Source organism: Roseateles sp. Mitsp63 (genome assembly GCF_059491535.1).
Window position 1 is genome coordinate 3,476,839 of sequence record NZ_CP168509.1, and the last position, 22,566, is coordinate 3,499,404.

A 22,566-nucleotide genomic window follows, 5' to 3' on the forward strand; every position below is an offset into this window, starting at 1 on the left:
GGCGGCGGGCATCAGGAGCTCGGTCATCGGATCGGCGGTCACGGATCAGTAGAGGACGGCCCGGGCCTCGGGCGACTGCAGGTTGGCCTTGTTGACCCAGACCACGCCGGTGTCGCGGAACTTGGGCACCGGCTTGCGTTGCAGCAGCTCCTCGATGGTCTTCACGCCCAGATAGCCCATGCGGAAGGAGCTCTGCACCGCGATGCCCTCCAGCGTGCCGTCCTGGACGAACTTCTGCAGGTCCTGGTTGCCGTCGAAGCCGATCGCCACCACCTGGCCGGCGCGGCCGCTCTGCAGCAGCGCGCGTCCCATGCCCACGGCGGTGGGCTCGTTGGCGCCGAACAGGCCCTTGAGGTCGCGATGCGCGGCCAGCACGTCGGTGGTCTGGTTCATCGCCGTGGCCATCTGGGACTGCGAGTAGTACGGCCCGACGATCTCCAGCTTGGAGTGCGCCTGCAGGTAGCGCTTGAAGCCGCCGACGCGATCCGCCTCCGAGCCGGCGCCGGCGACGTAGGACATCAGCGCCACCTTGCCGGTGGTGCCGATGCGGGCGATCAGGGCCTTGGCGCAGAGCTCGCCCGCGGCGCTGTTGTCGGTGGCCAGGAAGGACTGGTAGTAGGTCTTGCCGGCGTCCGAGAGCCGGGAGTCGATCAGCACCACGGGGATGCGGGCCTCCCAGGCGCGCTTGATGGCCGGCACCAGCGCGTCGGGATCGGAGGGCGCGAGCACGATGCCCGCGACGCGGCGGTTGACGGCGTTCTCCACCAGGTTGACCTGGTCGGCGACCGCCGATTCCGAGGCCGGGCCGGAGAAGGTCAGCGTGTGGCCGGCGGTCTCCTTGATCGCGGCGTCCGCGCCCTTGTTGACGTTCTGCCAGAAGCTGGAGTTGGTGGTCTTGACGATGACGGCGATCTCGCCGGCCTGGGCCGCCGCGCCCAGCAGCGCCAGGCTGGCGCCGAGCAGCGTGCGCCGCAGCGCGCGGGCCATGAACGGGAAGGCGGATGACGGGGTGCGGGGCATGCGGGTCTCCTGGAGGGATGGGCCGGTCTTCAGCGCCGGTTGCGGAGCTGGTCGATCCACACGGTGACGAGGATGACCAGGCCGATGATGATCTGCTGCGAGAACGCCGACACGCCGTTCATGTTCAGGCCGTTGCGCAGGATGCCGATGACGAAGGCGCCGATGACGGTGCCCGAGACGCTGCCCACGCCGCCGCTGAGCGAGGTGCCGCCGATGACCGCGGCGGCGATGGCGTCGAGCTCGTACATCACGCCCTCGTTGGGCTGCGCGGTCACCAGGCGCGACATCAGCACGCAGCCGGCCAGGCCGGCGAGCGCGCCGGAGCAGACGTAGGCGAACATCGCGACGCCCCCCACGTTGACGCCGGACAGGCGCGCCGCCTCCGTGTTGGAGCCCACCGCGTGCAGATGCCGGCCCAGCAGCGTGCGGCGCAGCAGCAGGCCCACGATCACCGCCAGCGCCACCATCAGCAGCACCGGATAGGGGATGCCCGGGAAGAGGACGTTCGGGAAGCCCTGCGCATCGATCTCCTCGACGCGCCACAGCGCCCCGTTGCCCAGCACGCCGAAGGCTTCGCCCAGGCCCGAGATCGCGCGCGCGTCGGTCAGCTGCAGCGCCAGGCCGCGGGCCACCAGCATCATCCCCAGCGTCGCGATGAAGGGCGGCAGCCGCAGCCGCGTCACGCACAGGCCGTTGACGGCGCCGCACAGCCCGCCGACCACGACGCCGGCCGCCATCGCGGGCGCCACCGGCAGTCCCTGCTTGACCAGCATCCCGGCCACGACGCCGGACAGCGCCAGCACCGAGCCCACCGACAGGTCGATGCCGCCGGTCAGGATCACCAGCGTGGCGCCCAGACCCAGGTAGACGATGGTGGTCACCTGCAGCGACACCGTCATCGCGTTGCCCACGCTGAAGAAGGCGCCGCTGGTCAGCGAGAACACCAGCACGAGCGCCAGCAGGCCGGCCAGCGCGGCGAACTTCTGGAGCAGGTCTTTCTGTCGTTCGTTCATGGAGACACCGGGTCGGGCGCCGCGTGCGGCGCGAGGGAAGGGGAGGCCGGGCCGACCGAGGCCAGGCGCATCACGTCCTGCTGGCTGGCGCGGCGCGTGTCCAGCACGCCGGCGATGCGGCCCTGGCGGAACACCGCGATGCGGTCGGTCAGGCCGAAGATCTCGGGCAGGTCGGAGCTGATGAGCACGACGCCGACGCCCTGCGCCGCAAGCTGGTCCATCAGCGCGTAGATGGCGTACTTGGCGCCCACGTCGATGCCGCGGGTGGGCTCGTCGAAGACGATCACCCGCGCCTGGCGGAACAGCCACTTGGCGATGACCACCTTCTGCTGGTTGCCGCCGGAGAGCAGCCGCGCGATCTGGTCCGGCGACGGCGTGCGGATCTGCAGCTGCTCGATGAAGCGCTCGGCGGTCTGCCGCTCGCGCGCCGCGTCGATGATGCCGGGCCCGCGGGTCAGCGCCGGCAGGTTGGCCATCGTGATGTTGTGGGCGACGCTCATCGTCACCGCCAGGCCGTGGGCCTTGCGGTCCTCGGAGACGTAGGCGATGCCGGCCTCGATCGCGTCGCGCGGGCAGCGGATGTCGAGCGGGCGGCCGCCGAGCGCGACCTCGCCGCCATCCAGCGGATCGGCGCCGAAGAGCGCGCGCGCGGTCTCGGTGCGGCCGGCGCCGACCAGCCCGGCGAAGCCGAGGATCTCGCCGCGCCGCAGCTCGAAGTCCAGCGGCCCGAGGACGCCGCGGCGCCGCAGGCCGCGCACCCGCAGCAGCACCTCGCCGCCGGGACGGCGCGTGGCCGGCGGGAACTGCTGGTCGAGGTCGCGGCCCACCATCAGGCTGACGATCTCGTCGATCGAGGTCTCCTCCCAGCGCCGGGTCGCGATGTGGCGGCCATCGCGCAGCACGGTGACGCGATCGGCGATCGCGCCGAGTTCATCGAGCCGGTGCGAGATGTAGAGGATGGCGACGCCCTCGCGCCGCAGTTCGCGCACCACCTGCAGCAGGCGCGCCGCGTCGGCCTCGCCGAGCGAGGAGGTCGGCTCGTCCATGATCAGCAGCCGCGCCTGGAGCGACAGCGCCTTGGCGATCTCCACCAGCTGCCGCTGCGCGATCGGCAGCGTCGTGACCAGGGCGTCCGGGTCGATGGCGGCGCCCAGGCGCGCCAGGCAGGCGCGCGCGCCGTCGCGCTGGCGGTCGCGATCGACGAACCAGCCGCGCCGCGGCTCGCGGCCCAGCCAGATGTTCTCGGCCACCGTGAGGTGCGGCACCAGGTTCAGCTCCTGATGGATCATCACGATGCCCTGCGCCTGCGCGCGCGCCAGGCTGTCGATGCGGGCCGGCTGGCCGTCGATGTGGATCTCGCCGTCGTCGGGCGCCTGCACGCCGCTGAGGATCTTCATCAGCGTCGACTTGCCGGCCCCGTTCTCGCCGCAGATCGCATGGACCTCGCCGCGATGCACGTCCAGCGCCACGTCCGCCAGCGCGACGACGTTGTGGAACCGCTTGCACACGCCGCGCATGCCCAGCAGCGCAGGCTCGGGCCTGGGCGCGGGCGCGGGGGATGGGGACGGCAGCGCGTTCATCGGGGCCTTCTCGCGTCAGGGGGCGGATGCCGCCGCGCCGCGTTCGAGCGACACGGGACCGATGAGGCCCGAGGGCTCGCCCGCCTGCGCGCGCACCAGCACGGTCATCGTGCGCCAGCCCGGCCCCTGGGCGATCGGCAGGCTCAGCGGTCCCGGCGCCGGCGACGTCTTCTCGCCGATCTTGACGCCGTCGACCCACACCTCGGCCTGACCCGCGATCTCCTGGAACTGCAGCCGGCCGCGGCCATCGTTGCGGTCCGCGCGCAGCCGCAGCGAGGCGCGATAGGCGCGCCAGACGCCGCCCTCGACCACCTGCCGGATCGGCGGCTCGCCCCAGCCCCAGCTGTTCATGTCGTTCTCGGCCAGCACCTGGTTGGGATCGGGGCGCGCGGCCTGCGGCGGCGAGATGCGCCAGCCCCCCACGCGGCTGATCGCCTCGGCGCCCGGCACCGACGCGATGCGGGCCGCGCGCACGTCGAGCACGGCTTCGGCGCTCTCCAGTCCGTCGGCGGTGGCGCGCAGGCGCAGCGGGCCCTGGCCGTCGCGGTCCGTCTGCAGGATCACCTGCGCCAGGCCGTTGAAGAGCGAGCGCTCCGGCGCCTTGGATGATTCGTGCGAGTTGGGATCGCCGTTGCCGACACCGATGAGGCGGCCAGCGCCGGAGACCTCGAAGCGCACCTTCAGATTGGCGGTGGGCACCGCGCGGCCTTGCGCGTCGACCGCGCCGACGGTCACGGGCACGGCATCGCGGCCGTCGCCGGCCAGCGCGGCGCGGTCGGGCGTGAGCACCAGGCGCGCCGGAGCGCCGCTGGTTTCCACCGCGTCGCGGGCCAGTTCGCGCGAGCCCTGCAGCGCGACCGCCTCGAGCCGGCCCGGCGCATAAGGCACATCGACGCTGACGATGCCGTCGCGGTCCGGCGCCTGCTCGGCGACCGGCTGGCCATTGAGCAGCAGCCGCACACGCGGCGCATTGGTGGCGACCATCACCTTCACCGGCCGGCCCTCGCTGCCGGACCAGTTCCAGTGCGGCAGCACCTTGACCACGGTCCGGTCCTTCACCCATTGCGCCTGGTGGATGTAGAACGCCGCCTTCGGGAAGCCGCACAGGTCCAGCGCGCCGAAGAAGGTGGAGGCGCTGGGCCATTGGAAGGGCGTGGGCTCGCCGTGGTAGTCGATGCCGCTCCACACGAAGCTGCCCGCCATGAACGGCCGCTCGGCGATGTGCCGCCACGCGTCGCGATGGGTCTGTCCCCACGAGGCGGGCTCGTCGTCGCTGCTGCCCATCACCTGCGCCTGCCGGTCGCTGCGCCAGGCGCCGCGCGTCATGTAGGCCGAGGTGTCCTCGGTGCTGGTCATCGGCTGGCCGGGATGCTCGCGATGGAAGCGGTCGTAGGCGTAGACCTGGTAGTTGATGCCGGCCACGTCCAGCACCTGCGAGGCGTTGCGCTCGGCGAAGAGGCCGTCGTGCATGCCCGCGGTGACGGGGCGGCTTGGGTCCAGCCGCTTGATCGCGGCGACCAGGCGGCGGGCCATCTCGCGGCCCTGCGCGGTGCCCTGCAGCGGCTCCTCGTTGAAGATGGACCAGAGGATCACGCTGGGACGGTTGCGGTCACGCCGCACCAGCCACTCCAGCTGCGCCATCGTGTCAGGGCTCGGATTGAAGTTGCGGTTCTCGTCCATCACCAGCAGGCCCAGGCGGTCCGCCAGGTCCATGACCTCCGGCGCCACCGCGTTGTGGGCGAAACGGACCGCGTTCACGCCCATCTCCTGCAGGCGCCGCAGGCGGAACTCCCAGATCGCCTCGGGCACCGCGACGCCGACGCCGGCATGGTCCTGATGGATGCACACGCCCTGCAGCTTGAGCGGCTCGCCATTGAGGAAGAAGCCCCGCGCGGCATCGAAGCGCAGCGTGCGGAAACCGGTGTGCAGCTCGGTGCTGTCGATCTCGCGCAGCGGGCCGGCGCCGGGCTGGCGCAGCACCGCGCGCACGCGGTACAGCTGCGGCGAGCGCGGCGACCACAGCCGCGGCCGCGGGACCTGGAGCGTCATGCGGGCCGTGGCGGATCCCAGCGCGGCCACGCTGACACGGGTGTCCCCTTGCGCGATGACCTGGCCGTCGGGGCCGGTCACCTGCAGCGCGACGATCGCGGCGCGGGCCGCCTCGCCGGTGTTGTCCACCTGCACCTCGACGGGCAGCGTCCAGCGGCCGCCGCGCTCCACCGGGTTGGCGTAGAGGCCGTCGGTGGCGATGTGCAGCGGGTCGCGCTTGACCAGCCAGGCATGGCGGTAGATGCCGGCGCCCTCGTACCACCAGCCTTCCTGGGCCTCGGCGTCGACGCGCACCGCGATGCTGTTGATGTCGTCCCCGAAGCGCAGGTAGGGCGTGATGTCGATGGCGCGGCCGTTGTAGCCGGACCAGTTGCGATTCACCACGATGCCGTTGACCCACACCGTGCTGTGCGTGGCGACGCCGTCGAACTGGAGCTCAATGTGGCGGCCCCGGTCGGAGGCCGGCAGTTGCAGGTAGCGCCGGTACCAGCCGATGCCCCGGGCGCGGTAGCCCTGCGAGGCGTTCTCCTCCGGGTCGAAGGCGTTCTCGATGGCCCAGTCGTGCGGCAGGTCCAGCCGCCGCCAGCCGGAATCGTCGAACTCGGCGCCGCCGGCCCCCACGACACCGCCCGCCTTGGCCTGGTGATAGCTGGCGCCGTGCCCCTTGACGGGCGGTGGCGGCACTTCGCCGCGATGGAACAGCCAGCCGGCGTCCAGCGACAGACGCTCGCCCGGCGCCTGCGCGTTCGCGGCGGCGGGCATCAGGGCCGTGACCGTCATCCAGGCGATCGTCAGCCCACGGATCAGCGACGCAGGCCGCAGCAGGATCTTCAGCATCTAGTCTCCATGGCGAGGACCGCGCCGCCGTAGCGGCGATGGGCCCGTCGAGGCTCTGAGGGCCTCTAATTTGGTCTTACCAGTTTCTCAGAAACGATTTCTGGTCTTACCGGTGTAAACACCGAGCCGCCGGCTCATCCCCGGAAGCGATGCCGCTCCAGCGACTCGGGCTTCATCGTGATGGAGAAGCCCGGCGCGGTCGGCAGCAGGTAGGCGGCGCCGCGCACGACGCAGGGATCGACGAAGTGCTCGTGCAGATGGTCGACGTACTCGATCACCCGGTCCTCGCGGGTCGCGGAAACGCATAGGAAATCGATGATCGACAAATGCTGCACGTACTCGCACAGGCCGACGCCGCCGGCGTGCGGGCACACCGGCAGGCCGTGCCTGGCCGCCATCAGCAGCACCGCCAGCACCTCGTTGACGCCGCCCAGGCGGCAGCTGTCGATCTGCACCACGTCGATGGCGCCGCGCATGATGAACTGCTTGAACAGGATGCGGTTCTGGCACATCTCGCCGGTGGCGACCCGCATCGGCGCGACCGCCTCGCGGATGGCGCGGTGGCCCTCGACGTCGTCGGGGCTGGTGGGTTCCTCGATGAACCACGGGTGCGCGAAGGCCAGGTCCTTCAGCCAGTCGATCGCGACCGGCACGTCCCAGACCTGGTTGGCGTCGATCATCAGGCGGCGGTCCGGGCCCAGCACCTCGCGGGCGATGCGCAGGCGGCGGATGTCGTCCTCGCGGTCGCGGCCGACCTTGAGCTTCACATGGCTGAAGCCGGCGTCCACCGCCTCCTGGCAGAGCCGGCGCAGCTTGTCGTCCGGGTAGCCGAGCCAGCCGGCCGAGGTCGTGTAGCAGGGGTAGCCCTCGCGCTCGAGCAGGGCCAGGCGCTCGGCCTTGCCCTCGGCGGCGCGGGTGAGCAGCGTCAGCGCCTCGTCCGGCGTGATGCAGTCGGTGAGGTAGCGGAAGTCGATGCAGCGCACCAGCTCCTCGGGACTCATGTCGGCGACCAGGCGCCACAGCGGCTTGCCCTCGGCCTTCGCCCAGAGGTCCCAGACCGCGTTGACGACGGCGCCGGTGGCCAGGTGGATCGCGCCCTTGTCGGGACCGATCCAGCGCAGTTGGCTGTCCGAGGTCACGTGCCGCCAGAAGCGCCCCATGTCCGCGGCGATCCAGTCCAGGTCCAGACCGACCACCAGGTGCCGCATCGCCTCGATGGCGCGGCAGCACAGGTCGTTGCCGCGGCCGATGGTGAAGGTCAGGCCGTGGCCCTCCAGGCCAGGCTGGTCGGTGGTCAGGATGATGTAGGCGGCCGAGTAGTCCGGATCCGGGTTCATCGCGTCCGACCCGTCCAGATGGGCGGACGTGGGGAAGCGCGCGTCGATGGTGCGCAGATCGGTGATGCGGGTCATGGCGTGGCGGCGGGCGGGGATCAGGCGGCGACGGTGCGCTGGGTCTGCACGCCGAGTCCGGCGATGCCCAGGCGCACGGTCTGGCCGGGCTTGAGGAAGACCGGCGGCTTCTGCCCCAGGCCGACGCCGGGCGGCGTGCCGGTGGAGATCACGTCCCCCGGCTGCAGGCTCATGAAGCGGCTCAGGTAGCTGACGATCTGCGCCACGCTGAACACCATCGTGCGGGTGTTGCCGTCCTGGTAGCGGTGGCCGTCGACCTCCAGCCACAGGCCCAGTTGCTGCGGGTCCGGGATCTCGTCCGCGGTGACCAGCCAGGGGCCGATCGGGCCGAAGGTGTCGCAGCCCTTGCCCTTGTCCCACTGCGTGCCGCGTTCGAGCTGCCATTCGCGCTCGGACACGTCGTTGACGACGCAGTAGCCGGCGACATGCTTCATGGCGTCGGCCTCGTCGATGTAGGCACCGCCCTCGCCGATGACGACGCCGAGCTCGACCTCCCAGTCGGTCTTGACCGAGCCGCGCGGGATGCGGATCGGGTCATCGGGCCCACAGATCGCGCTGGTCCATTTGGCGAAGACCACCGGCTCCTGCGGCACCGGCAGGCCGGACTCCGCGGCATGGTCGGCGTAGTTCAGGCCGATGCAGACGAACTTGCCGACCTGGCCGACGCAGGGGCCGAGCCGCAGGTCCTGCTGCGGGATGCCCGGCACGCGGGGGAGGGCGCCGGGATCGAGCTTGCGCAGCAGCGACAGGCCGGCCTCGGTCAGCACGTCGCCGGCCAGGTCGTCGACATGGCCGGAGAGATCGCGGACATGACCGTCGGCGTCCAGCAGGCCGGGGCGTTCGTGGCCGGGCGGGCCGTAGCGGAGCAGTTTCATGGGAGTCCTGGCGGGAAGGGATCGGAGAGACCGGAGGCGGCGCTGGCGTTCAGATCGTGACGCCGCCGTCGACGCTGACGGCCTGGCCCGTGATGAAGCGGGACGCGTCGCTGAGCAGGAACACCACCAGCGGCGCGATGTCGTCCACCGTGGCGAGGCGCCCCATCGGCTGGCGCGCGATGAAGTCGCGCTCGGCCTGGGCCGGATCGGCGGCCGCGGCGATGCGCCCGCGCAGCGAGGGCGTGTCCACCGTACCGGGGCACAGCGCATTGCAGCGCAGGCCCTGCTTGACGAAGTCCGCGGCGACCGACTTGGTCAGGCCGATCACCGCCGCCTTGCTGACGCCATAGACGCAGCGGTTGGGGAAGCCCTTCACCGACGAGGCCATCGAGGCCATGTTCAGCACCGAGGCGGACCCGCCGGCGCGCGCGGCCTCGGCCAGCATGCCGGGGAGAAAGGCGCGCAGCGTGCGCCACATGCTCTTGACGTTGAGGTCCATGCTGAAGTCCCAGGCCGATTCGTCGCAGTCGAGGACGGAGCCGTGATGCACGAAGCCGGCGCAGTTGAAGAGCCCCTGCAGCGGCGGCAACTGGCCGGCGAGGGACTGGATGGCGCCGTCGTCGCGCACGTCCAGCGGCGCGGTCCGCAGCCGCGCCGCGGGCCCGGCTTCCTCCCGCAGGCTGTCCAGGCCGGCGGGGGCGAGGTCGGTCGCGATCACCTGGGCGCCGGCGGCAAGGCAGGCCAGCGCGCTGGCGCGGCCGATGCCCTGGCCGGCGGCGGTGATCAGAATGGTCTTGCCGGCCAGGGCGCCAGCGGCGGAAGGGGGCGTGAGGGGCATGTCCACGGTGGCTCGGCCGGCAAAGAGGTCTGACCAGTTTAGGCCAGGGTGTGCATTCGTCCCCAGTAGGGGACTTCCCTTGATTCGATTCGTTTCAAATTGGTCCGACCAAAATCCGGGGACTTTCGCGTTGGGCGCCTTCAGTGTTTTCACCGGTAAGACCGGAATCCGCCATGGGGATACTGGTCTGGCCACATGCCTTTGGACGCTTATCGATGACACGCCGTTCCTTCACCACGCGGGCTTGCGCCGCTGTGCTGCTGCTCTCCGCCGTCGCGCACGCGCGGCAGGCCGATCCCGTCAGTCCGGAGTCGGCCCGGGCCAACTTCGGCCGGGCCATCGTGCTGGCGGCCGACGATGTCCGGGTGACGCCCGAGCCGCCGCGAGGCTTCGATACGGCGCGTCCCGGCGTGGCCCAGGGCCAGGTGGAGGAGTTCAGCTACCTGTCCGGCGTCACCGGCGGGCGGCGCAAGGCGCTGGTCTATCTCCCCGCGGGCTACTCGCGCGATCGGACCTATCCGGTGCTCTACCTGCTGCACGGCATCGGCGGCAACCAGCACGAATGGACCGGCTACGTGCGCGCCAATGCCGTGCTGGACAACCTGATCGCCGATGGCCGGGCGGTCCCGATGATCGTGGTGATGCCCAATGGCCGCGCGCTGCAGGACGACAGCGTGCCGCCGCCCGACCAGGTGTTCACCGAAGCCAACGCGGCGGGCTTCGCGAAGTTCGAGCGCGACCTGCTGGACTTCCTCATCCCGGCGGTCCAGACCGCCTACCCGGTCCAGGCGGATGCGAGGCATCGCGCGCTCGCCGGCCTGTCGATGGGCGGCGGGCAGGCGCTCAACATCGGCCTGTCCCATCCGGAGACCTTCGCGTGGATCGGCGGCTTTTCCTCCGCGCCCAACACGCGGCCCACCGCCGAGTTGACGCCCGATCCCGGCGCGCTGCGCAAGCAGCTGGCGCTGCTGTACCTGTCGTGCGGCAACCGCGACGGGCTGATCAGCGTCTCGCAGCGGGTGCACCGGGACCTGCTCGGGCAAGGGATCCGTCATGTCTGGAATGTCGATGCGAGCGGGCATGACCGCGAGAGCTGGAGCGACAACCTGTACCAGTTCTCGCAGCGTCTCTTCCGATGAATCGCCTCTTCATGCCGCCGCGGCGTGCGGGCGCCGCGGAGGGGACGCGGGCGGTGCCGTTGCTGTTGCTGTTGCTGCTGTTGCTGCTGTCGCTCTGCGGCGCGGCCCGCGCGCAACGAACCTCCACGCCGCTGGTCGACGGATGGGCCTTCGCCACGGGGGACGCCGCGGCGGCCGCCGATCCCGCCTTCGACGACGGCGCCTGGCCACGGGTGACGCTGCCCCACACCTGGAACGGCGTGGATGGCGAGCGCGGCGGCGCCTATCGACGCGGGGCGTCGTGGTACCGGCGGATCGTCGATCTGCCGGCGGCCGGGCCGCAGGCGCGGCGCCGCTTCCTCGAATTCGACGCCGCCACGCTCGCGGCCGATGTCTGGATCAATGGCCGGCATGCCGGGCGCCATGAAGGCGGCTACGCGCGGTTCCGCCTGGACATCACGGCGTTCCTCCAGCCCGGACCGAATCTGGTCGCGGTGCGGGTGGACAACGGCGAACTGCCCGAGGTCGCCCCGCTGGGCGGCGACTTCACCATCTACGGCGGATTGATCCGCCCGGTGCGCCTGATCGAGACGGCGCCGCTGCACATCGAGCTGCTGGATCACGGCGGACCCGGCGTGGCGGTGGACACCGAAGCCCTGGATGCGCGCGAAGCGCGCCTGCGCGTCCGCGTGCAGCTGCGCAACGATGCGGGCGCGGCGCGGGCCGGGAACGTGCTCGTCACGCTGCGCGACGCGCGAGGCCGCGTGGTGCAGCGCGCGCGTCAGGACTTGCGTCTCGAGGGCGGGAGCGGGCGCGTGTCGGAGGCCGTGATGCGCGTGCCGGCGCCGCATCGCTGGCAGGGCGTGGAGGATCCGTATCTGTACCGTCTCAGCGTGGAACTGCGGCGCGGCGCGGCCGTGGTCGACGCGGTCCAGCTCCCGGTGGGCCTGCGCCACATCGCCGTGGATCCCGGCCGCGGCCTGCTGCTCAACGGCAGACCGTACCCGCTGCGCGGCGTCAACTACTTCCATCCCGGACGCCCCGGCCGCGGCGTGGCGGTCGGCGACGCGGAGATCGACCAGGACCTGCGCCTGCTCATGGATCTGGGCGTCACGGGCCTGCGGCTGGTGCACTACCAGCACCCGCCGCGGGTCTACGAGCGCGCCGACGAGCTCGGCCTGCTGCTCTGGACCGAGATCCCGTTCAACGCGGCGATGAAGGAGACGCCATCCTTCCGCGACCAGCTCGACGAACAGCTGCGCGAGCTCGTGCGGCAGACCCGGCAGCATCCGTCGGTGGCCGTCTGGGGCATCGGCAACGAGGTCTACCGCAGCGACGAGCCGGTCCGCGCCTTGCTCGCCCATCTGCACGGCCTGGCCCATCGCGAGGATCCATCGCGCCCGACCAGCTACGCCCACTGCTGCGCCGCGGACGACCATCCGATGGCGCTGCAGACGGATCTGGCCGCCTACAACCGCTATTGGGGCTGGTACGACGGCGGGCTCGACGACATCGGCCCGTGGCTCGATCAACTGCATCGGCGGCTGCCCGGCAAGCCGATCGCGCTGAGCGAGTTCGGCGCTGGCGGCAGCGTGCTGCAGCAGGAGGATCCGCCGCGGCGCCCGCAGCCCGGCGGCCGCTGGCACCCGGAGCAGTACCAGGCGCTCTTCCACGAGGCCTATGCGCGGCAGCTCGCCGCCCGGCCCTTCGTGTGGGCCCAGTTCGTATGGCTCGGCTTCGATCACGCTTCCGCCGGGCGCAACGAAGGCGACGCGCCCGGCCTCAATGACAAGGGATTGATCACCTACGACAGGCGCTATCTGAAGGACGCGTATCACCTGTGGCGTGCCTGGTGGCAGCGCGCGCCGGTGCTGCACCTGGCGAATCGCCGGGCCAGCCCGCGGCCCGCCGGGACGGTGGCCGTGAAGGCCTATGGCAATGGCACGCGGGCGACGCTGCAGGTCGACGGCCGTGATGCGGGCACGGTGCCGGTGATCGATCGCGTCGCCACCTGGTCCGTCGCGCTCAAGCCCGGCCGCGTCACGCTGCGCGTGCAGGACGATCGCGGCAGCGCCGATCGCGTCGAATGGGACGTGACCGCCCCATCCTGCGCCGCGCCTGACGCGCCCTGCGCGGCGCTTCAGCCGGCGGCGGCGATGACGTCGCCCTCGATGGGCGCGACGAAGCGGTAGCCGATCCGGTGATAAGTGCGGATGGCTTCGCCTCGGCCGTCCATCGCGTCCTGCAGCACCGCGCGCACGCGGGCGATCGCCATGCTCAGCGCGCCGGGCTGGACTTCCTGCTCGCCCCAGACGGCGTCGAGCAGTTCATCGGCGGTGACCACGCGGTCGCGGCACTCGATCAGATGCACCAGCAGGTCGAAGGGACGCGGTTGCAGGTAGCGGAACTCGCCACCGACGACCACCTCCCGGCAGGCCGGACGGACCGAGCAGGACCCGAAGCGCCAGCAGGATTCGCCTTGCGGCTGCTCTGTCCACGAGGCCTGGACCGCCGCAGTGGCAGGGGCGCGCGTGAGGTCGAGTTCGATATCGACTTCGGTCGGCCGGCTCTGGGCGGAAATGGGGGAATTCGCGAGAAACATCGGCCCTCCTGTAGGGTTACAACGACAACGTAGGTGAAACTCTACAAGACACCGGGGTGTGGCGCTGTGAATTTGTCCACGATTTGCGCGGGCGTTGTCACCGAATCCCTACAAGATGTAAACCGCTGCGCCGATCGCGGCATCAGTGCACGAAGCGGCCGCCGGGGCCGATCATCGTCATCTCGACGCGATGCGTGCCGCTGTGGTCGGTGGGCGAGTACGAGATCCGGAACCCGCCGGCATCCCAGCCCTGCATCGATTCCAGCGCGGTGACGAACCGGGTGTGGGTGGGGTCGCGGCCGGCGCGGCGCAGGCCTTCCGCGAAGACCTTGGCCGCCAGGTAGCCCTCCATCGAGCCGAAGCTGCGATGCGGCACGCCGGCGCGCTGCATGGCCTGGTTGTACTCGCGCTGCAGCGGCGTGCCGTCGCTCCAGGGGAAGGGCACCACCTCGGACATCCACAGGCCGCTGCCCTCGTTGCCGAGTTCGTCGGCCAGCGGCTTGCCGCCGACGTAGGAAGTCGCGACGAACTGGCCCGCGTAGCCCAGCTTGCGCATCGCCTTCACCAGCGCGGCGCTGGACGTGTAGGAGGCGACGAGCACCACGGCCTGCGGCTTGGCGGCGGCCAGCGCGTGGGCGGCCGCGGCCACGTCGGTGGCATCGCGCTCGACCGATGCGATGGCCGTCATCTTGAAGCCGCGTTTTTCCTGCGCCTTGGTCACCGTCTCCAGCCCCGCCTTGCCGTAGGCATCGCGTTGATGGAACACCGCGATCTGGCGCAGGCTGCTGACGGCCAACTGCTCGACGATGTAGTCCGCCTCTTCGTGATCGCCCGCGCGGATGTGGAACACCAGCCGGTTGAAGGGCGAGCGCAGGGACTCGGCCCCGGTCGACGGCGCGAAGAGCGGCACGCCCTCGGCCGCCGCGACCGGCATGGCGGCCAGCGTGGTGCTGGCGCCGACGGTGCCGAACAGCGCGAAGACGCCGTCCTGCGTGATCAGCTCCTTGGCGAGCCGCGCGGTCTCGGCGGGGTCGTAGCGGTCGTCGCGCGTGCGCAGCTCGATGCGCTGGCCGTTGATGCCGCCGTGTTCATTGAGCGCCTGGAAGAAGATGCGGGCGCCGAGGTTGTAGTCCTCGGCCAGCCGCGCCGAGGGGCCGCTGAAGGGCGCGACCTGTCCGAGCAGGAGGGTGCCGGTGGCCGCTGGCTCGGCCGCGAACGCGGTGCCGAAGGTCGCGGCCGCTGCCGCGGTGAGGGCGGCGGCCAGCAGATGGTGGATCGATCGCATGGGGATGCTCCTGGCGGGGGATCGGCGCTCAGACCTTGAGGCCGCGTTCGATCTCGGTCAGCTTGTAGCGTGCCAGCGCGAGGTTGCCCTTGCTGCGGTCCAGCACCAGGTAGAGGAACAGGCCGGCGTTGTTGGGCACCAGCCGGATCAGGTGGTACTGGTCCGAGAGCGTGATGAGGATGTCCTCGATCCCGCCCTTGCGCAGGCCCAGCGACTCCATGGTCTGCAGTTTGGCCCGCACCACCTGCGTATTGCCGGCCGCGGCCAGGTCCAGGTTGAGGCCGGTGCCGGCCTGGGCCAGGCACATGCCGCTGCGGAAATCCACCAGGGCGGCCGCCAGGGCGCCGTCGATCGTCATGGCGGTCGTCATCGACTGTTGCAGGTTGCTCATGGGTTCTTTCTTGAGGTCAGGGGGAGGGAAGGACGTCAGGCCCAGCGGGCCTGACAGGCGGTTGCTCTCGTCGATCAGGACGAACCACAGCGTCTCCGGGCTGCTGTCGGGCAGGCGGTGGAGATGGTGGAGACGGGTGGCGCCGTCATCGCGGCTCAGCATCGACTGCAGCGCCGTTTCCTCGACGAGGGCGTTGGGCGCCAGTAGCGCGCGTATCCACCGCACGCCCGCGTCGATGGCGCGCCGCAGGGCCTGCGTGGCGGCGCGGACCGAGCCGGGCCCCACGAGGAGGAAGAGTCCATCCGGACGGTCGCCGGGGGACAGGCCGTCGAGGTGGCCGGGCGGCTTGACCCATTCGAGCGCCGGTCCGTGCGGCATGGTCCCGGGCCGGACCAGGCGCAGCCCCGTGCTGTCCGGCGAGGTGCTCGTGCATTGGGCCAGCGCCGCGTCGCCAAGGCGCGTCGTCAAGTCAACGACGCGGATCGCTGGTCGGGTCATCTCGTCTCTACTGCGGTCGAATCCAGAAGCTGAGGGCGCATCGCCAGTGCGGATGCGCTGGCGGCATTCTCCTGAGCGAGGCGCGGCATGCCTTCACTGACACCTCACCGTCGCCGAACCCCGGAAACGGACGCGCGCTTCGAGGCATTTCTTCACTCGCGCGAGCGGCGCGGCCGTGCCTCGGGCGCGCACGCGGGCATCGTCTCGCTAAGCTCGCCGCCAAGGATGACCGCGGAGACGACATGAGGAACGCGTGGGCCCGCGCGATCGCGCGCGCCGCATGGCTGCTGGCATTGATTGCCGGATCGCCGGCCGGCCGCTGCGAGCAGATGAACCTGCAGGAGTTCGGGCAGCCGGACGGCCTGGGCAATCTGGCGCTCAACGCACTGCAACAGGATGCGCAAGGCTTCCTGTGGATCGGCACGGACAACGGCCTGTACCGCCACGACGGGCAGCGCATCGAGCGCGTCGCCACGCAGGAGCTGCGGCGGGTGATCGCGATGGCCAGCGCCGGCGGACACCTGTGGGTGCTGTCCGAGTCGGGCGCGTGGTGGTGGCATGACGGTCGGCTCGAGCGCGTGCTGGCCCCGGACGTGCAGGTGGCGGGCGACTCGCCCATGGCGATCGCCGCGCGCGGCGATGAGGCCTGGTTCGTCACCAGGACCGGGATCCAGCACGTCAGCGTCGACCGGCAGGCCGGCACCTGGTCCTCGGACGCCGTGCTGACGCCCGCGCAACTGGCCAGCCATCCCGAGATGGGGCGGCCCGTGGGCGTGATGCTGGCGCGGGACGGTGCGCTGTGGGCGGGCTGCGGCGATGCCATCTGCCGCTGGCATCGGGGCGAACTCAAGCGATGGGACGCGCGTGGCGGCGTGCCGCGCCAGGAGTGGCATGCGCTGCTCGAGGCCAGCGACGGCAGCATCTGGGCGCGCTCGACGCAGGCGACGCTGCAACTGGCCGGCCGCGCCGAGGTCTTCATCGACCGCACCGCCCCCAGCGATCGCGGCGATCCGATGCACCGCTATCCGCTGGTCGAGGATGCGTCGCATCGCATCCTCACCGCGTCGCAGCACGGCGTGCTGCGCTGGCAGGGCCAGGGCTGGGAGTTCTTCGGCAAGCGGCAGGGCCTGCCGGGCGATGGCCGTGTCCATGCGCTGCTCAGCGATCGCGACGGGGGACTGTGGCTCGGACTGCGCGGGACCGGACTGCTGCAATGGCGCGGATACGGGCGCTGGGAGACCTGGACGGACGCGGACGGCCTGCCGAGCAGCGTGGTCTGGACGATGCAGCGCGCCGGAAACGGAAACGGAAACAGCAACGGCAACGGAAGCGGCCCGCTGCATGTCGGCACCGGGCGCGGGCTGGCGGTGCTGGACGCGGCGCGCGGCAGCTTCCGGAGCCTGCCCATCCCGCATGCCGGCGACGTCCTTCAACTGACGCCGGATGGCCTGGGCGGGCTGTGGGCGGTGACGGATGTCGCGGCGCTTCATCGCGTGCGCGACGCGCGCGTGCTGCCGGGCGCGCTCGTGACGCCCGGCGGGACCGAGGATGGATTCAACCGGGCGCTGACGGCGCGGGACGGCGCGCTGTGGGTGCTGACGCCGGGCAAGCTGCAGCGCTGGGCGGTGCCGGGGCAGGGCCAGGCGCAGCGCGTGCCGGGGCCGCCCGGCGACGAGCAGGAAGGCTTCACCGATCTCTGCGAGACGCCCGATGGCACCTTGTGGTTCGCGGGCCATCGCGCGCTGGCCCGGCATCGCGGCGGCCACTGGCTGCCGTCCGTGCCGGTCGATGGCGGCGCCGAGTTCGTCGCCTGCGGCGCGGACGGTTCCGTCGTCGCGGCCAGCGAGGGCGGCAGGACCTGGCGTGTCCGCGCGCCCGGCGGCGCCCAGCCCTCGCTCCAGGCGCTGGAAGGACCGCCCCTGCAGGGACGGCTGATCATGTCGCTGCTCATCGACAGCCGGGGCTGGCTCTGGTTCGGCACGGATGCCGGCCTGGTGGCGCACGACGGCACGCATTGGAAACTGCTCGACCGCTCGCAGGGCCTGGCCTGGAACGACACCTCCGGCTACGCGCTGTACGAGGACGGCGACCGCTCGCTGTGGATCGGCACCAGCCGCGGCCTGTCACGGCTGATCGATCCCGCCGCGGTCTTCGCGACGGACCTGCCGCGTCCGGTGCTGATGGCCGCGACGCGCGGCGCCGCCCGGGTGCCCGTGCGCGACGGCGAGACGCTGGCCTGGACGCGCGACCGCATCCAACTCCGCATGGCGTCCTTGCAGTTCAGCGATCGCCGCCTGCGCATCGAGCACCGCGTGGCGGGGCGCGACGAGGGCTGGATCGCGTCCGCGAGCCCCGAGATCGAGCTGTCCGGCCTGGAGCCCGGGGCCTATCGGATCGAGCTCCGGCTCGCCGATCCGGAGACCGGCCGGCACTCCGCGCCGGCGGCCTTCGGCTTCGCGCTGGAGCCGCCCTGGTGGCACCGGGCCTGGGCGAGGGCGCTCGGCCTGTGCGCGCTGGTGGCGCTGTCGCTCGGCGGATACCTGTGGCGGCGCCATCAATGGCGCAAGCGGCAGCTTCGTCTGGAGCAACTGGTGCGCGAGCGCACGCGCGAACTGGAAGCCTCGCGCGCGCAGCTCGAGGAGCTCGCCAGCCGCGACGCGCTGACCGGCCTCTGGAACCGCCGCGCGCTTGCGGACATCCTGCGGCGCGAGGTCGTCCGCGCCCGCCGCGAGCGCACGCCGCTGACGCTGGCGATCGTCGACATCGACCATTTCAAGCAGGTCAACGACACCCACGGCCATCCGGCCGGCGACGCCGTGCTGAAGGACTTCGCGGGCCGGCTCGCCGGGGCGGTGCGGCCCTACGACGCGGTGGGCCGGCTGGGCGGCGAGGAGTTCTGCCTCGTGCTCCCCGGCCTGGACCTGGGGCAGACGGACGATCGTGAGCGGCTGCGCCGCATGCAGGTCGAGGTCAGCCGCGCGCCGACCGTGATCGGCGTGGTGACGAGTTCATTCGGCGCCGCGATGCTGGGCGCGGACACCCTCGACGACGAGCGTCTGCTGGAGGCCGCGGACCAGGCGCTGTATCGCGCCAAGCGCGGCGGACGCAACCAGGTCGCCTTCCATGACGCCGGCGTCGCCGCGCCGCCCGCGGCGCGAGATCACGGCGGCGAGGACGGCGCGCCCGGCACGACCCTCAGCTCGATCGTCGTGCCCTGACCGGGGGCCGAGGTGATGTGCAGCGTGCCGCCCATCAGGCGGGCGCGCTCCTGCATGCCCAGCAGGCCGTGGCCCGCCGAGCGGCTGCCAGGATCGAAGCCGCGGCCGTCGTCCCGGACGGTGAGCGTCCATGCCCCCTCGTAGCCGGTCAGCCGCAGGTCCACGTGCGAGGCCCCCGCGTGACGGCGCACGTTGTTGAGGGACTCCTGGACGATCCGGAACATCAGCGTGCCGACCTCGGCGTTCAGCTGATTGGCCTCCGCCGGGATCGACATGGCGCAGGGCGCGCCGGTGGCGCGGCTGAACTCCGAGCCCAGCCAGCGCAGCGCGGCGCTCAGGCCGCCGTCGAGCGCGGGCGGACGCAGTTGCGAGACCACGCTGCGCATCGTGGCGATCAGGCCGTCGACCCGCTCGTGCAGCAGGTCCAGCTGCGCGGTCCCCGGCGGCGAGGCCTTGGCCGCCCGTGAGCGCAGCACCGAGATCTCCAGCCGCAGCGCGGCCAGCTGCTGGCCGAGCTCGTCGTGCAGCTCGCGCGACACCCGCTTGCGCTCCTCCTCGAGCGCCATCGCGTTGTGCGCGCTCAGCCGGTGCAGCGCCGCCTGCGAGGCCTCCAGCTCCTCGGTCCGCGCCGCGATGGCGCGTTCCAGCTCGCGCCGCCGCAGCCGGGCGCGGCGCTGCGTCCACACCGTCTGCGTCCAGTACAGCGCCGCGAGCGCGGCCAGCACGCCCAGCTTCGCGCCCGCGGAATTCCACCAGGGCGGCGCGATCACGAAGGGCAGGCGCAGCACCTCGCCGGGCGGTTCGAGCGGCACCCGCGCGGCGGCGCGCACCTCCAGCAGATGCGATCCGGCGTCCAGCATGCCGATGTCGATGATGGCGCCTTCGCTGGCGCGCCAGGCGGCCTCCGGCGACAGGCGGTACTCGATGCGCAGCGAGCGCGCCGCCGCGAACGCCGGCGTGCCCAGCGTCACGCGCAGCTGCCGCGCGTGCCAGGGCACCGGATCCCGGGGCGGCGCGTCGAAGCGCAGCGGTCCGAACTCGAGCAGGTCGGCCCGCAGCCTGGCCGGCGCCGGCGCCGCCTGACCGCTCGCCAGGACACGGGTGAGTCCGGCGCTGGTGCCGATCCAGGCGTCGCCGGCGTCATCGATCAGGAAGCTGTCGCTGTTGGTGTCGTTCCAGACCAGGCCGGAGGTGCGATCGAGCAGGCCCTGCCAGCCCGCCTCGCCGTCCAGCCGGAAGACGCCCCGGTCCGTGCCCAGCCACAGTCCGCCCGCGGGCCCGGGCTTGAGCCACATCAGGTCGGCGCCGCCGAAGGCCGCGCGCGACAGGCGCCGCAGCAGATGCGCCCGATCGCCGGCCAGCGCGTACACGGCCATGCCCTCGCGGTCGATCACCCACAGGCGCCCTTCGGCGACGACCGGCGAGGAGCCTTGCACCCGCCCGCCGCGGTCGTCCAGCAGCGGCAGCCATCGGCCGCCTTCGGCGCGATGGATGTGCCAGCCGGTGTCGACGAACCAGTCCGTCGTCCCGTCGCTGAAGACCTCGACCGGCGTCAGGCCGTCCGGCAGGCCATCGGCGATCGGCGTGCGGTCCGGCGCGCGTCCGGCGGCGGCGAGCCGCTCCACGCGGTCCGCGGTGGCCAGGTACAGCGCGCCGTCATGCCCGCCCATCAGCGTGAGCAGCGCCTTGTCGCGCAGCACCTCGCGGGCCGCCGTGCTGCCCGCCTTGATGGTCATCAGGTTGCCGTTGTTCAGCCACCAGAGGTTTCCCGCGGCGTCCACCGCGGCGCCATCGAGCGCGCTGGGGCCGGCCAGCGTCGGGCCCACCGGCACGAACCGGCGCTTCCCGGGATCGAACCAGGCCAGGCCCCGGCGCGTGAACGCCCACAGCCGGCGGCTGCCGTCCTCCAGGATCCGGAACACGACGCCGGAGGGCAGCCCCGACTCGCGGGTCCAGTGGTCGACCTGGTCATAGCCGATCCAGCGGTGCACGCCCTGACCGGACGCGCCCAGCCAGAGCGAGCCCGAGGCGTCGCTGAGCAGCACGCGCACGGCCGCGTCGGGCAGGCCTTCCTCGCGCGACCATTCCCGCCAGGCGCGGCCGTCCCAGCGCGCGAAGCCGTGCTCCGTGGAGAGCAGCAGCCGCCCCCGCGCGTCCTCGACCATCGGGCTCGACGCCTCCCAGGTCCGGTTCGGCGGCGGCGCCGCCATCACCTCGAAGCGCTGCGCCCCGGGCGCGAGCCGCGCCACACGGGTGCGCCCGCGCGCCCAGAGACTGCCGTCGCGGCCGACGTGCAGCGTTGCCCAGTTGTCTTCCGGCAGGCCCTGCGGGCCCGCCCAGCGGGTCACTTCCGGCTGCTGCCGGTCCCATGAGCAGAGCCCGCCGCCGCAGCCGAACCACAGGCGGCCGCCGAGCAGCCGCAGCGGCCTCGAATCGACGAACGGCGTGCCGGGCGACCGCGCATGGGCGGGGACCGCCAACGCGCGGGCCGCCACGGCGCCGGTCGCGCGCAGGCCGACGGTGGCGGTCCAGTAGCGGTGGTCGCGGTCATAGGCCACCATCTCGCCCCGCTCGTCGACGTCGAACTGCTGGGCATGGAACACATCCAGCGGCGCGCCGTCCGGACGCGACACCGTCACCCAGTCCGCCGGTTCCAGCACGTCGTGACGGTCGGGCGCGGGCATCGCGGGCTGCCGCACGAACAAGCCCCGGTCGGTCGTCAGCCACAGGCGGCCCGACGGATCCATGCGGCCGCCCCACAGCGCCGAGCCCAGCGCGGCGGGCAGCGGCTCGGGCCGGACGCGGAAACCGTCGAAGCGGAACAGGCCGTTCTCGGTGCAGATCCAGACCGTCGATTGACGGTCCTGCAGCAGGCAGGTCGGCGTCAGGCTCAGGAGGCCTTCGCGCTCCTGGTACGACGCGAGCACGATGTGCTCGGCCGCGTGCGCGGTCCCCGCCGCGGCGAGGACCAGCGGCAGCAGCATCGCCAGCCCGGCCAGCGCGCCGCGGCCCGCGCGCGCGGCCCATGCGGCCCATGCGATCGCGAGGCGCTGGACACCCGGGCGGGCAGGGACGCGGCGGCCGCTCGTCGACTCAGTCGACGAGGCCATGTCGCATGGCATAGCGGACGAGATCGCTCAGCGAGGCCTGGTTCAGCTTGTCCATCAGGCGCGTCTTGTAGGTGCTGACGGTGTTGGGCGCCACGTCGAGTTCCGCGGCCGTCTCCACCAGCGACTTGCCGCGCACCAGCGCCACCAGCACCTGCCGCTCCCGGGGCGAGAGCGACTCCAGCGGCTCCGGCGCCTTGGCGCGCGGCCGGATCAGCTCGGCGCTCAGCGACGGGTCCACGTAGGTGCGGCCGGCCGCGACCTGATGCACGGCATCGATCAGCAGGTCGGTGGAGATGTCCTTGGTCAGGTAGCCGCGCGCGCCGGCCTCCATGGCCCGGCTCGCGATGTGCGGATCGGCGTGCATGGTCAGCACCAGCACCGGCAGGTCGGGATGGGCCTGATGGATGCGCTCGATCAGGTCGACGTCCTTGGCGCCCGGCATCAGCAGGTCCAGCAGGACCAGGTCGACGCCGCCTTCGGCGAGCCGCTCCAGCACCTGGGGCGCCGAAGCCGCCTCGCCCGCCAGCGCGATGCCTTCCTCGAGCTCGAGCGCCTTGCGCAGGCCCTCGCGCACCAGCGCGTGATCGTCGGCGATGAGCACCCGGACGGCGCCGTCCGCCGTCATCGCGGCCACCCCTGTTCGGTGGCGGTGGCGGCCGGCGCGGCGCGGCCGCGCGGCGGGACGGGAAGAGGGACGCCGCGCGACGGGCGGCGGGAGGG

15 protein-coding genes are annotated in these 22,566 nt (G+C 72.1%); 3 read left to right on the forward strand and 12 right to left on the reverse strand.

Annotated elements, in window-relative coordinates; all coding sequences use genetic code 11:
• Window positions 1-45 precede the first annotated feature (45 nt).
• The 7 genes from ACEN96_RS15325 to ACEN96_RS15355 form a co-directional block, all read right to left on the reverse strand.
• The gene (locus ACEN96_RS15325; protein ID WP_495588616.1) at window positions 46-987 is read right to left on the reverse strand and encodes an ABC transporter substrate-binding protein; all 942 of its coding nucleotides are present in this window, start codon (window positions 985-987) and stop codon (window positions 46-48) included.
• Window positions 988-1,049: 62 nt separating this feature from the next.
• Window positions 1,050-2,033, reverse strand: a complete 984-nt coding sequence (locus ACEN96_RS15330; RefSeq protein WP_495583954.1) for an ABC transporter permease — start codon at window positions 2,031-2,033, stop codon at window positions 1,050-1,052.
• The gene (locus ACEN96_RS15335) at window positions 2,030-3,613 is read right to left on the reverse strand and encodes a sugar ABC transporter ATP-binding protein (protein ID WP_495583955.1); all 1,584 of its coding nucleotides are present in this window, start codon (window positions 3,611-3,613) and stop codon (window positions 2,030-2,032) included. Before ACEN96_RS15335 ends, ACEN96_RS15330 begins: the two co-directional genes overlap by 4 nt.
• 15 nt (window positions 3,614-3,628) lie before the next feature.
• Entirely contained in the window at window positions 3,629-6,499 is a 2,871-nt protein-coding gene (galA, locus tag ACEN96_RS15340; protein WP_495583956.1) for a beta-galactosidase GalA, read from the reverse strand.
• Between the two features lie 134 nt (window positions 6,500-6,633).
• Window positions 6,634-7,911 (reverse strand): L-fuconate dehydratase, encoded by a 1,278-nt coding sequence (locus ACEN96_RS15345; protein ID WP_495583957.1) that lies wholly within the window; start codon window positions 7,909-7,911, stop codon window positions 6,634-6,636.
• A gap of 20 nt (window positions 7,912-7,931) precedes the next feature.
• Entirely contained in the window at window positions 7,932-8,786 is an 855-nt protein-coding gene (locus tag ACEN96_RS15350) for an ureidoglycolate lyase (protein ID WP_495583958.1), read from the reverse strand.
• Window positions 8,787-8,835: 49 nt separating this feature from the next.
• Window positions 8,836-9,624, reverse strand: a complete 789-nt coding sequence (locus ACEN96_RS15355; protein WP_495588617.1) for an SDR family oxidoreductase — start codon at window positions 9,622-9,624, stop codon at window positions 8,836-8,838.
• A 215-nt stretch (window positions 9,625-9,839) separates the two neighbouring features.
• Between ACEN96_RS15355 and ACEN96_RS15360 the strand changes: the two genes are divergently transcribed.
• Together ACEN96_RS15360 and ACEN96_RS15365 are read left to right on the forward strand one after the other, a co-directional pair.
• Window positions 9,840-10,763, forward strand: a complete 924-nt coding sequence (locus ACEN96_RS15360) for an alpha/beta hydrolase (protein ID WP_495583959.1) — start codon at window positions 9,840-9,842, stop codon at window positions 10,761-10,763.
• Window positions 10,760-12,934, forward strand: a complete 2,175-nt coding sequence (locus ACEN96_RS15365; protein WP_495583960.1) for a glycoside hydrolase family 2 TIM barrel-domain containing protein — start codon at window positions 10,760-10,762, stop codon at window positions 12,932-12,934. Before ACEN96_RS15360 ends, ACEN96_RS15365 begins: the two co-directional genes overlap by 4 nt.
• Here the strand turns inward: ACEN96_RS15365 and ACEN96_RS15370 are convergent.
• From ACEN96_RS15370 to ACEN96_RS15380, 3 genes are all read right to left on the reverse strand, one after another.
• Window positions 12,883-13,344 carry a winged helix-turn-helix domain-containing protein gene (locus ACEN96_RS15370; RefSeq protein WP_495583961.1) on the reverse strand — a complete coding sequence of 154 codons (462 nt, stop codon included), beginning with the start codon at window positions 13,342-13,344 and terminating at the stop codon, window positions 12,883-12,885. The genes ACEN96_RS15365 and ACEN96_RS15370 overlap by 52 nt on opposite strands.
• A 142-nt stretch (window positions 13,345-13,486) precedes the next feature.
• Complete coding sequence (locus tag ACEN96_RS15375; protein ID WP_495583962.1) at window positions 13,487-14,629, reverse strand: ABC transporter substrate-binding protein; 1,143 nt, start codon at window positions 14,627-14,629, stop codon at window positions 13,487-13,489.
• A gap of 28 nt (window positions 14,630-14,657) precedes the next feature.
• Complete coding sequence (locus ACEN96_RS15380) at window positions 14,658-15,020, reverse strand: hypothetical protein (RefSeq protein WP_495588618.1); 363 nt, start codon at window positions 15,018-15,020, stop codon at window positions 14,658-14,660.
• Window positions 15,021-15,760: 740 nt separating this feature from the next.
• Here ACEN96_RS15380 and ACEN96_RS15385 point away from each other — a divergent pair.
• Window positions 15,761-18,736, forward strand: coding sequence for a ligand-binding sensor domain-containing diguanylate cyclase (locus ACEN96_RS15385; RefSeq protein WP_495583963.1), 2,976 nt, complete (start codon window positions 15,761-15,763; stop codon window positions 18,734-18,736).
• On the opposite strand, the gene ACEN96_RS15390 is transcribed toward ACEN96_RS15385, so the two are convergent.
• Window positions 18,679-21,846: a sensor histidine kinase gene (locus ACEN96_RS15390; RefSeq protein WP_495583964.1), complete on the reverse strand. Its 3,168-nt coding sequence runs from the start codon at window positions 21,844-21,846 to the stop codon at window positions 18,679-18,681. The genes ACEN96_RS15385 and ACEN96_RS15390 overlap by 58 nt on opposite strands.
• Window positions 21,830-22,471 (reverse strand): response regulator, encoded by a 642-nt coding sequence (locus tag ACEN96_RS15395; protein WP_495588619.1) that lies wholly within the window; start codon window positions 22,469-22,471, stop codon window positions 21,830-21,832. Before ACEN96_RS15395 ends, ACEN96_RS15390 begins: the two co-directional genes overlap by 17 nt.
• Window positions 22,472-22,566 lie beyond the last annotated feature (95 nt).

What these genes read in the sequence shown, in the direction of transcription:
- ACEN96_RS15335 (WP_495583955.1), bottom strand. Translation starts at nt 3,613, where the DNA reads ATGAACGCGCTGCCGTCCCCATCCCCCGCGCCCGCGCCCAGGCCCGAG.
- ACEN96_RS15355 (WP_495588617.1), bottom strand. Translation starts at nt 9,624, where the DNA reads ATGCCCCTCACGCCCCCTTCCGCCGCTGGCGCCCTGGCCGGCAAGACC.
- ACEN96_RS15360 (WP_495583959.1), top strand. Translation starts at nt 9,840, where the DNA reads ATGACACGCCGTTCCTTCACCACGCGGGCTTGCGCCGCTGTGCTGCTG.
- ACEN96_RS15390 (WP_495583964.1), bottom strand. Translation starts at nt 21,846, where the DNA reads ATGGCCTCGTCGACTGAGTCGACGAGCGGCCGCCGCGTCCCTGCCCGC.
- ACEN96_RS15380 (WP_495588618.1), bottom strand. Translation starts at nt 15,020, where the DNA reads ATGAGCAACCTGCAACAGTCGATGACGACCGCCATGACGATCGACGGC.
- ACEN96_RS15350 (WP_495583958.1), bottom strand. Translation starts at nt 8,786, where the DNA reads ATGAAACTGCTCCGCTACGGCCCGCCCGGCCACGAACGCCCCGGCCTG.
- ACEN96_RS15325 (WP_495588616.1), bottom strand. Translation starts at nt 987, where the DNA reads ATGGCCCGCGCGCTGCGGCGCACGCTGCTCGGCGCCAGCCTGGCGCTG.
- galA (WP_495583956.1), bottom strand. Translation starts at nt 6,499, where the DNA reads ATGCTGAAGATCCTGCTGCGGCCTGCGTCGCTGATCCGTGGGCTGACG.
- ACEN96_RS15385 (WP_495583963.1), top strand. Translation starts at nt 15,761, where the DNA reads ATGAGGAACGCGTGGGCCCGCGCGATCGCGCGCGCCGCATGGCTGCTG.
- ACEN96_RS15395 (WP_495588619.1), bottom strand. Translation starts at nt 22,471, where the DNA reads ATGACGGCGGACGGCGCCGTCCGGGTGCTCATCGCCGACGATCACGCG.
- ACEN96_RS15365 (WP_495583960.1), top strand. Translation starts at nt 10,760, where the DNA reads ATGAATCGCCTCTTCATGCCGCCGCGGCGTGCGGGCGCCGCGGAGGGG.
- ACEN96_RS15370 (WP_495583961.1), bottom strand. Translation starts at nt 13,344, where the DNA reads ATGTTTCTCGCGAATTCCCCCATTTCCGCCCAGAGCCGGCCGACCGAA.
- ACEN96_RS15330 (WP_495583954.1), bottom strand. Translation starts at nt 2,033, where the DNA reads ATGAACGAACGACAGAAAGACCTGCTCCAGAAGTTCGCCGCGCTGGCC.
- ACEN96_RS15345 (WP_495583957.1), bottom strand. Translation starts at nt 7,911, where the DNA reads ATGACCCGCATCACCGATCTGCGCACCATCGACGCGCGCTTCCCCACG.
- ACEN96_RS15375 (WP_495583962.1), bottom strand. Translation starts at nt 14,629, where the DNA reads ATGCGATCGATCCACCATCTGCTGGCCGCCGCCCTCACCGCGGCAGCG.